General features: G+C 67.8%; 9 protein-coding genes and 1 pseudogene. 8 read left to right on the forward strand and 2 right to left on the reverse strand.

The genetic code is table 11. The features are described from left to right. Positions 1–1,077, forward strand: a 1,077-nt coding sequence (locus tag DM816_RS37280; RefSeq protein ID WP_425455324.1) for a hypothetical protein, incomplete at its 5' end; no start/stop codon positions are given. A 6-nt stretch (positions 1,078–1,083) separates the two neighbouring features. Here the strand turns inward: DM816_RS37280 and coaE are convergent. After that, positions 1,084–1,653: pseudogene (gene coaE / locus DM816_RS37285) on the reverse strand (dephospho-CoA kinase); the annotation flags it as partial. Between the two features lie 23 nt (positions 1,654–1,676). Between coaE and DM816_RS37290 the strand changes: the two are divergent. Both DM816_RS37290 and DM816_RS37295 read left to right on the forward strand, forming a co-directional pair. Then, positions 1,677–2,741 carry a calcium:cation antiporter gene (locus DM816_RS37290; RefSeq protein WP_117215217.1) on the forward strand — a complete coding sequence of 355 codons (1,065 nt, stop codon included), beginning with the start codon at positions 1,677–1,679 and terminating at the stop codon, positions 2,739–2,741. Positions 2,742–2,788: 47 nt separating this feature from the next. Further along, the gene (locus tag DM816_RS37295; RefSeq protein ID WP_117215218.1) at positions 2,789–3,016 is read left to right on the forward strand and encodes a hypothetical protein; all 228 of its coding nucleotides are present in this window, start codon (positions 2,789–2,791) and stop codon (positions 3,014–3,016) included. A 130-nt stretch (positions 3,017–3,146) separates the two neighbouring features. Here the strand turns inward: DM816_RS37295 and rpsA are convergent, their stop codons facing one another. After that, the gene (gene rpsA, locus DM816_RS37300; RefSeq protein WP_117215219.1) at positions 3,147–4,619 is read right to left on the reverse strand and encodes a 30S ribosomal protein S1; all 1,473 of its coding nucleotides are present in this window, start codon (positions 4,617–4,619) and stop codon (positions 3,147–3,149) included. Positions 4,620–4,814: 195 nt separating this feature from the next. Between rpsA and DM816_RS37305 the strand changes: the two genes are divergently transcribed. From DM816_RS37305 to DM816_RS37325, 5 genes are read left to right on the forward strand one after another with little or no spacing between them, the layout of a single operon-like run. Next, positions 4,815–5,621 (forward strand): class I SAM-dependent methyltransferase, encoded by an 807-nt coding sequence (locus DM816_RS37305; protein ID WP_162908228.1) that lies wholly within the window; start codon positions 4,815–4,817, stop codon positions 5,619–5,621. 32 nt (positions 5,622–5,653) lie between these two features. Next, positions 5,654–6,565: a transporter substrate-binding domain-containing protein gene (locus tag DM816_RS37310; RefSeq protein ID WP_117215221.1), complete on the forward strand. Its 912-nt coding sequence runs from the start codon at positions 5,654–5,656 to the stop codon at positions 6,563–6,565. After that, the gene (locus DM816_RS44955; protein ID WP_117215222.1) at positions 6,562–7,521 is read left to right on the forward strand and encodes a hypothetical protein; all 960 of its coding nucleotides are present in this window, start codon (positions 6,562–6,564) and stop codon (positions 7,519–7,521) included. Before DM816_RS37310 ends, DM816_RS44955 begins: the two co-directional genes overlap by 4 nt. Positions 7,522–7,565: 44 nt before the next feature. After that, positions 7,566–8,150 (forward strand): TetR/AcrR family transcriptional regulator, encoded by a 585-nt coding sequence (locus DM816_RS44960; protein ID WP_117215223.1) that lies wholly within the window; start codon positions 7,566–7,568, stop codon positions 8,148–8,150. Positions 8,151–8,169: 19 nt separating this feature from the next. Continuing rightward, the gene (locus tag DM816_RS37325) at positions 8,170–9,045 is read left to right on the forward strand and encodes an alpha/beta fold hydrolase (RefSeq protein WP_117215224.1); all 876 of its coding nucleotides are present in this window, start codon (positions 8,170–8,172) and stop codon (positions 9,043–9,045) included. Positions 9,046–9,069: the final 24 nt, after the last annotated feature.

Genomic DNA, 9,069 nt, shown 5'->3' on the forward strand with positions numbered 1-9,069 from the left:
CCCCCACCCCAACCCCCGCCCGACGGCTGGCGGGTCCGCCCCCTGAACCTCGCCGAGAAGGACGCGCCCGCGCTGGACAACCTGATCGCGTTCCTGTTCCTGATCGCCCACGAAAAGCCGGACAGCGCCGACCTCCTCCGCAAGCTGAGCACGCAATGGATCCGCAAGGACAAGGCCCACGGCACAGACGTCGACGTGTTCCTGGGCCCGGCCGTGTTCCCGGAGAAGGAAACGCCGCCGTCACCGGGCCCGCGAAGCTCTCCAGGCTCGCTCGACGCCCAAGGAGGCGCGGTCGGCTACTGGCTCGACGGCGACGGACGCCTGCGCAGGATGGAAGCACTGCTCGGCACCGACATGCCCGCCACCATCGAGTTCCTGCGCGACGAATACCAGGATTTCACCGCCGTCGCCGCGCTCGGCGGGCGCGACAACTCGCCCCGCGACGTGAACGACATCGAAGCAGACCTGCTTTCGCTTATGCGCCAACGAAACTTCCAAGCCAGGTATGCCACCGTCAAGCTCACGCTGCCCGCCATGCCCGGCACCCTCCGCACCGCCCAAGGCTGGCTCGACTGGCAGCGCAGCATTTTCTACCTGTCCGTGCACGACCACGACGACTCCACAAAGGACACCTTCGTTCACACCACTGCCAAGGGCGTCTCGCTGCGCAAAGTGGACGAAGGAAGCGCACCGGAGACTCTGCCGGTACCCCCCATGAAAAATTGGGAAACCTCAAGTTGGTCGGAGCTGAGCGCCTCCCAGGAGATCACCGACCTGGAGATCATTCTCTTCGCGGCCCTGACCCTCGCCTCCAACCAGCGCGACGACGTGACACGCCTCAAGAGCATGGCCCGCATGCTGCGTCTCGACATGATCGGCGACGATCCGGTAGGCGTTTTCGAGCTGCCGAATCCCGTTGAGCACCAGTGGGGCGAGGGCACGGCCGGCCTGCGCTACTGGCTCGACAACGCGGGCGTGCTGCGCCGTCTCGAATCCCGCACCGCGACCGGCGGCCTCGCACAGCTGGACCTCACCCCAACCTCCAAGATCCCGAGCCTGCCCGCATCAGTCTCGTAACGAAACCCACAATTTGTCTACTTTGGACTCCAACTCGGCCAACGTCCCCTCGTTCACGATTTCGAAGTCGGCGACCGCGTGCCGCTGCTCGTCGGTCGCCTGGGCCGCGATCCGCGCCCGCGCCTCCGCCTCGGTCATGCCGCGATCGCGCATGAGCCGCGCGATCCGCGTCTCCTCGCTGGCGAACACCACGATCACCGCCTCGTACTGATCGGCCAGCCCCGCCTCGACCAGCAACGGCACATCGTTGATCACGACCTTGTCGAGCGGCGCCGCGGCCGCCATTTCCAATAGACGCTGCCGCACCCGAGGATGGATGATTGCCTCCAGCCGCTTGCGGGCCGCGTCGTCCCCGAAGACGCGCCGCCCGAGCGCCGCCCGGTCAAGCGATCCGTCCGGCCCGACGACCTCTTCCCCGAACGCCGCGACAACGTCGGCGAACCCGTCCGTCCCCGGCTCGACCACCTCACGCGCCAACCGATCCGAGTCGATGACCACCGCGCCCAGCTCCGCCAGCCGCCGCGCCACGGCGCTCTTGCCCGAGCCGATCCCGCCCGTCAATCCCACCCACCGCACGTCGCGAACCATAGCATCGGTTCATGGTCATCATCCCGGTCGTCGCCGCCATCGCCCTCGCCCTGGCCTGGGGTCGGGATCTGCCCACCCCGATCCTCGTGATCATCGCGCTGCTGCTCGCCGGTTCGGTTCTCGCCGCCGTGCATCACGCCGAGGTGATCGCTCATCGCGTCGGCGAACCCTTCGGATCGCTGCTGCTCGCGGTCGCGGTCACGGTCATCGAGGTCGGCCTGATCGTCACCCTGATGGTCGGCGACCACGCCAAATACCAGTCTCTGGCGCGCGATACCGTCTTCGCCGCAGTGATGATCACATGCAATGGCATCCTGGGCCTTTCGCTCCTGCTCGGCTCCCTGCGCCGTCGTGTCGCCGTTTTCAATGCTGAAGGTACCGGCGCCGCCTTCGCCACCGTGACGACGCTCGCCACACTCAGCCTGGTCCTGCCCACGTTCACCACCAGCAAGCCCGGACCCGAGTTCTCCCCCGCCCAGCTGACCTTCGCCGCCCTCGCCTCGCTCGGCCTCTATGTGCTGTTCGTGTTCACGCAGACCCGCCGCCACCGCGACTACTTCATGCCGATCACCACCGAGGGTGTGGTCATCGAGCAGGAGGAGCACGCCGCGCCGCCCACCAACCGGGCCACCACGATCAGCCTGGTCATGCTCGTGCTCGCGCTCATCGCCGTCGTCGGCGACGCCAAACTGGTCTCGCCCGTGATCGAGTCGGGCGTGGCCGACGCGGGCCTGCCCCACTCCGTCGTCGGCGTCGTCATCGCGCTTCTCGTACTGCTGCCCGAAACGCTAGCGGCACTTCGTGCCGCGCGCCGCGACCGGATCCAGACCAGCATCAACCTGGCGCTCGGCTCGGCGATGGCCAGCATCGGCCTGACCATCCCGGCCATCGCGGTCGCCTCGATCTGGCTTTCGGGCCCGCTCGTGCTCGGCCTCGGCGCGGTCCACATGGTCCTGCTGGCCCTGACGGTGGTCGTCGGCGTGCTGACCATCGTGCCGGGGCGCGCCACCCTGCTGCAGGGCGGCGTGCATCTGGCGATCCTGGCCGCGTTCATTTTCCTGGCCATGAGCCCGTGAGCGCGCCTCGCCCACATTCGGACAAAACACTCGTAAAGTGCGAGCTCATGAAGCACCGCCACGGCACACCGGGCCTGACCCCGTATCGCTTGCGCACCATCGAGCAGGGCTACCCGCGCAAGCGCCGCCCGGCCCGCCACCTGCGCCGCGCCGCCCGCCGCATCGCCGGATCGCAGCTGGCCATGGGCCTGGCGGGCGGCTTCGCCCTCTTCCTGCTCATGTTCAGCGGCTACCACGCGGCCGCAGGCGCAGCCGTCGTGCTCGGCATGTTCTGACAGCATGAAGGAGCCCGGCCCCTCACGGGACCGGGCTCTTAACTTCCGCGCTAAGGCGTGGGCCACACCGAGCATGCCGCCCAGTGCGTGTTTTCGCCGCTTCGCGGTGAAAACGGCTCCGTAGGTCAGATCACTGGCCGCCGGCCAGCTTCTCCCGCAGTGCGGCAAGCGCCTCGTCGGTGGCCAGGGTGCCACTGGGCTCCTCGGCCTTCTTCTCGGTCGCGGGAGCCTGCGCCGCACCGCCCGCGGGCGCATCCGTCGCCGCGGCGTCGGCCGCGCGCGAGGTCTGCACCTGCTTGGTGTGCGCCTCCCAGCGGGCGCGAGCCTCGGCGTATTGCTTCTCCCACTGCTCGCGCTGCGCCTCGTAGCCCTCGAGCCACTCGCCCGTCTCCGGGTCGAAACCCTCGGGGTAAATGTAGTTGCCCTGCTCGTCATACGTGGCGGCCATGCCGTACAGCGTCGGGTCGAAGTGCTCCTCGCCCTCGACGAAGCCCTCGTTGGCCTGCTTGAGCGACAGCGAGATCCGGCGGCGCTCCAGGTCGATGTCGATGACCTTGACCATCACATCCGACCCGACCTGCACCACCTGCTCCGGGATCTCCACGTGGCGCTCGGCCAGCTCGGAGATGTGCACGAGGCCCTCGATGCCATCCTCGACCCGCACGAACGCGCCGAACGGCACCAGCTTGGTCACCTTGCCCGGCACGATCTGCGTGATCGCGTGGGTGCGGGCGAACTGGCGCCACGGGTCTTCCTGCGTGGCCTTCAGCGACAGCGACACCCGCTCGCGGTCCAGATCCACATCCAGGACCTCGACCTCGACCTCGGTGCCGACCTCGACCACCTCGGACGGGTGATCGATGTGCTTCCAGGACAGCTCGGACACGTGCACCAGGCCGTCGACCCCACCGAGGTCGACGAACGCGCCGAAGTTGACGATGGAGGACACGACGCCCTTGCGGACCTGGCCCTTCTGCAGCTTGTGCAGGAACTCGGTGCGCACCTCGGACTGGGTCTGCTCCAGGTAGGCCCGGCGGGACAGCACCACGTTGTTGCGGTTCTTGTCCAGCTCGATGATCTTCGCCTCGAGCTCGCGGCCCACATATGGCTGCAGGTCGCGCACCCGGCGCATCTCCACCAGCGACGCCGGCAGGAAGCCGCGCAGCCCGATGTCGAGGATGAGACCGCCCTTGACGACCTCGATGACCGAACCACGGACAACGCCGTCGTCTTCCTTGATCTTCTCGATCGTGCCCCACGCCCGCTCGTATTGCGCGCGCTTCTTGGACAGGATCAGCCGACCCTCCTTGTCCTCCTTCTGGAGAACCAGGGCCTCAATGTGATCTCCGACAGTGACAACCTCGGCAGGGTCCACGTCATGCTTGATCGACAACTCGCGCGAAGGAATGACACCCTCGGTCTTGTAGCCGATGTCGAGCAGGACCTCATCCCGATCGACCTTGACGACGGTGCCTTCGACGATATCGCCGTCATTGAAGTACTTGATGGTCTCGTCGATCGCGGCGAGGAAAGCCTCCTCCGAGCCGAGATCGTCGACAGTGACCTTGGGGGCGCTCGAGGTGGTCTCGATGCTGCTCGTCATGTGGACAGTTGCTCCGGTTGAATGGCGTCGTGCTGACTCCTAGGGACGTCCGCATGCCTACTGACGGATCTACTCCCTGCCGAGAACCGCTAAACCCACGAACGCCGAATGACAGCTTACCGTGCCTATTACCACATGGCGCAACCCCACCCCGGTAGTGACGGTCCTCTCCAAACGCGCCCATATCCTCGGTCAATGCAGTACCCAGCAGACACCTCCCAGGTCCTTCGCCGAAACGCGTCCGACATCGAGAGCGCCCGCGCCAACCGCCGCTGGTGGGACGGCGCGGCAGACGCCTACCAGGCAGAACACGGCGAGTTCCTGGGCGACGCCGGCTTCGTGTGGGGTCCCGAGGGCATCGACGAGGCCAAGATCGGCCTGCTCGGCAACGTGGCGGGCCGGCGCGTGCTCGAAATCGGCTGCGGAGCGGGCCAGTGCGGGCGCTGGCTCCTTACCCGTGGCGCCCACGCCATAGGCCTGGAGCTGTCCAAACGCCAGCTCGACCACTCGCGCATGCTGGACGCCAAAACCGGCGTGGCGCTCCCGGTTGTTCAGGCCGACGCCCAGCACCTGCCGTTCGCTGACAGCGTATTCGACCTGGTGTGCTCGTCCTACGGCGCGCTGCCGTTCGTCGCGGAGGTAACGACCGTGCTGACCGAAATCGCCCGGGTGCTTAAGCCCGGCGGGCGGCTGGTCTTCTCGGTGACCCATCCGCTGCGCTGGTGCTTCCTCGACGACCCGACCGAGGCCGGCCTGTACGCCGTGCACTCGTACTTCGACCGGCGCGCCTACGTGGAGGAGGACGACCGGGGGGTGCCTACATATGTCGAACATCATCGAACCCTTGGCGACTGGGTGCGCGCGCTCAACGCGGCCGGCCTGACCCTTGTCGACCTGGTGGAGCCCGAGTGGCCCGACGACAACGAGAAGATCTGGGGCGGCTGGAGTCCCCTCCGCGGCCGCATCATCCCCGGCACCGCGATCTTCATCGCGAACAAATAGCGAGATAGACACGTACCGCTACAGTATGCGACGTGTCCGCTACCCGTTCCCGACTGACGACGCTGTCCGCCTTCCTCAGCGTCGCGCTGATCGCGGCGTCGGCCGCTTGCGTGCCGACGGGTCCCACCGTGGACGAATACCGGGCCAAGTCCCCGACTTTGGCCAAGGCCGACCGGGAGCGGGTCCTGCGCATCGGCGTGCAGGACCAGCTGCCCCTGATGAGCGAGCACGACCAGGCCACCGACAAGTGGACCGGGTTCGAGGTGCAGATCGCCACGCTTCTCGCGCACCAGCTCGGCTTCACCCGCCCGGAGAGCTACCAGTTCATCCGGCTCACGACCGAGAAGCGGATCAGTGCCCTGCAGAGCGGGGAGGTCCATCTCGTGGTCGCCGACTTCACGGTCACCGATGAGCGGCGCAAGCTGGTGCGATTCGCCGGGCCGTACTTCCTCACCACCCCGGAAATCATGATCCGCCGGACGGACCAGGACAAAATCAAGACCATCGATCAGCTGAAGCAGGTGAAGGTGTGCACCACGGGCGGGTCGACGTCGGCCGAGGTGCTCACCAAGTACGGGGTGCCGCACTCACTGCTGGCCAAGGGCGCCGAATGTGCCGAGGGCGTGCGCAACGGGACCTACGACGCGCACTGCACCGACGACGTGGCCATCGCGGGGCGCGTGCACCGCTTCCCCGAGTTCGCGAAGGTGGACATGCCGTTCTCCGACACCGAGCCGCTGGGCGTCGGCCTGCCGCTGGACGACCCCTATCTGGAGGGCCTCGTCGCGCACTACCTCAAGAAGCAGCTGGACCTCGGCGACCGGAGCCAGTGGCAGGCCGCCTACGACGCCAACCTGCAGGTGGTACTCGGACCGAAACAACAACCACCGCTCTTTCCCGGGTACCCGGTCCTGCGCGATCACGACGACGATCAGCGCAGATGACGACCGAGCGGGACAACACCGGGTTCTGGACCGTCGCCATCGGGGCACCCGTCCTGCTGTCCGTGCTGCGGCTGTGGATCGAGGCGGGCGGCGAACTGCAGACCACGCTGCTGCTCGTCGAGCACGTCGATCCGATCAACCTCGTGGCCGCGCTGGTCGCGACCGGCAGCTGGCTCGTGTCCGCGATGTTCGTCGCGGCCCTCGCCATCGGAGGCATGCTAGGCGCGAGCGGCGAGACCGCAGCGCGCGCCTGGCTCGCGCGCTGGGCCGAACAGGCGCCGTCGTGGGTCAAGCTCGGCAGCTTCGTAATCGCCGCGTTCACGTGGCAACTGATCTACCTGCCACTCCTCCTGCTCGCGCTGTGTGCGGCCTATCAGCTGACGCCGCGGCGGGTCTGGGTCGCGCTGGTATGCCTGGCGCTCTATGGGGTCGTGATTGGACAGACGTTGGTGGAGGCGTTCCGCCTGCCCGACCCGAGCACCCGCGCGATGGCCGTGCTGCTGCTGGCCGGGCCGGCCGTGCTCGCGGTGTTCATCGCGGGCCCGCTGCGGCCGCGTGCGGTACGGCCGTTCGCGATCGGCGCGCCGCTGCTGGGTGTCGCGATGCTGCTGTGGGCGGCGCTGCCGTTGGTGACCACGCCCGTGCTGCCGCTGACCGTGACCGTGATCGGCGGGCCGGAGGACTCGGTCGAGTACGTGCGCGGCCACGTCATCACGACCGACGACGTGCACATGGTCGTGCTGGAGGAGAGCGGGCAGGTGCGCTACATCGACAACGACCTGATCGAGGCCCAGGATCTGTGCCCCACCAGCCAGGAGATCCCGCGTTATCGCCTGCGCTTCCTGTTCCCGGGGGTGGAGCCCGTGTCGCTGGAGCATTCCGTGCTCAGCGGTCTCGGGCAGGCCAACCGCGGATCGACACCGGGCAGCCCGGCGTGCCGGTCGCGGACCCGCTAGGTACCCGCTTGTCAATAAAGCACGGTCGTGCGTATCGTGATCGTGTGAGCAAGGGGGAGTCCACACGGCAGGCGGTGCTGGAGCGGGCGGTCGAGGTCGCCAGCCGGCTCGGGCTGTCCGGCCTGACCATCGGCTCCCTGGCCAATGAGGTCGAGCTGTCCAAGAGCGGGCTGTTCGGCCACTTCCGGTCCAAGGAGGCGCTGCAGCTGCAGGTGCTTGCGTTCGCGCGGGAGTCGTTCACCGATCAGGTGGTCCGGCCCGCGCTGTCGGCGCCGCGCGGTGAGCCGCGTCTGCGCGCGCTGTTCGAGCACTGGCTGGCGACCGCGCGCGATTCGGCGCCCGGGTGCCTGTTCGTGTCGGCGTCCACCGAGTTCGACGACCAGCCGGGCGCGGTGCGCGATCAACTGGTGCGCGACCACACCGACCTGATGGAGTCGATCGCGCAGATGTTCCGCACGGGCATCACCGAGGGCCGGTTCAAGCCCGACTCCGATGCCGACCAGTTCGCGTTCGAGCTCGACAGCATGATGCTGGGCTTCTTCCACGCCTATCGCCTGATGGGCGATCCCATGGCCGAGACGCGCGTGCGGCGCGCGTTCGATCGCTTGATCCGGGACGTCCGGATCTAGGTTTCACTTCACGGAGGAGATGAGCGCAGTGGCGTTCCAAAAAAGCACGATCGTTCGTGCCATTCGACCCATCTTCCGCACCTTCGAAGCCGTCGCACCCGGGCCGGGCGCCGTCCTGACCGAGCGGATGTGGTGCTACGTCCCACCCAGTCGGGCCGAACGAGCCGAGCAGCCAGGCGAGCGATTCACTGTGCGCCTCAACGGGCGCGACGTCGCGGCCGAGGCCTGGGGCGAGGGCCCCATCGTGTACCTCATGCACGGCTGGGGCGGCCGCCGGGCGCAACTCGACGGCTTCGTTCACCCTCTACTTTGGACCGGACATCGGGTCGTGACGTTCGATGCGCCCAGCCACGGTGACTCCGCGCCGGGTGCATTCGGTCCCGGCCGCGGCCTGCTGCCCGAGTTTTCCGACGCCCTTGCCGCGGTCGTCGCGGTCGCCGGCCCGGCGCACGGCATCATCGCCCACTCACTCGGCGCCAGCGCCGCTGCCCTCGCCGTGCTCGACGGCCTGCCCGTGTCGCGTGCCGTATTCATCTCGCCCTTGGCCGACCCCATGCCGTACACCGTCGAGTTCGCGAAAACCTTTGGCTTCGGGGAGAAAATCCGCAACGGCTTTCTGCGCCGGCTTGAGCTTCGCGTCGGTCGCCGCATGCTTGACTTTTCGGTACCCTCCAGAGCCCGCACGCATCCGACGCCCCTGCCGTCCCTCCTCGTCGTGCACGACCGCGAGGACAAGCAAACTCACTACGCCGACGGCGAAGCCATAGCCGCCGCATGGCCCGGCGCGCATCTCATGACCACCAACGGCCTGCGCCACCGCCGCATCCTGCACGACCCCGACGTCATCGACGCCGCCGTATCCCACATCGCCACCCCAGCCCACATCCCGGCCTAACCCCACCCCACCCTCGGCCCGCGC

Origin of the sequence: Allorhizocola rhizosphaerae (genome assembly GCF_003426775.1) — a bacterium.
In the GTDB taxonomy this organism is placed as follows: Bacteria; Actinomycetota; Actinomycetes; order Mycobacteriales; family Micromonosporaceae; genus Allorhizocola; species Allorhizocola rhizosphaerae.

Coding starts and splice junctions, on each gene's coding strand:
- DM816_RS37290 (WP_117215217.1), top strand. CDS start 1,677: ATGGTCATCATCCCGGTCGTCGCCGCCATCGCCCTCGCCCTGGCCTGG.
- DM816_RS37295 (WP_117215218.1), top strand. CDS start 2,789: ATGAAGCACCGCCACGGCACACCGGGCCTGACCCCGTATCGCTTGCGC.
- rpsA (WP_117215219.1), bottom strand. CDS start 4,619: ATGACGAGCAGCATCGAGACCACCTCGAGCGCCCCCAAGGTCACTGTC.
- DM816_RS37305 (WP_162908228.1), top strand. CDS start 4,815: ATGCAGTACCCAGCAGACACCTCCCAGGTCCTTCGCCGAAACGCGTCC.
- DM816_RS44955 (WP_117215222.1), top strand. CDS start 6,562: ATGACGACCGAGCGGGACAACACCGGGTTCTGGACCGTCGCCATCGGG.
- DM816_RS37325 (WP_117215224.1), top strand. CDS start 8,170: ATGAGCGCAGTGGCGTTCCAAAAAAGCACGATCGTTCGTGCCATTCGA.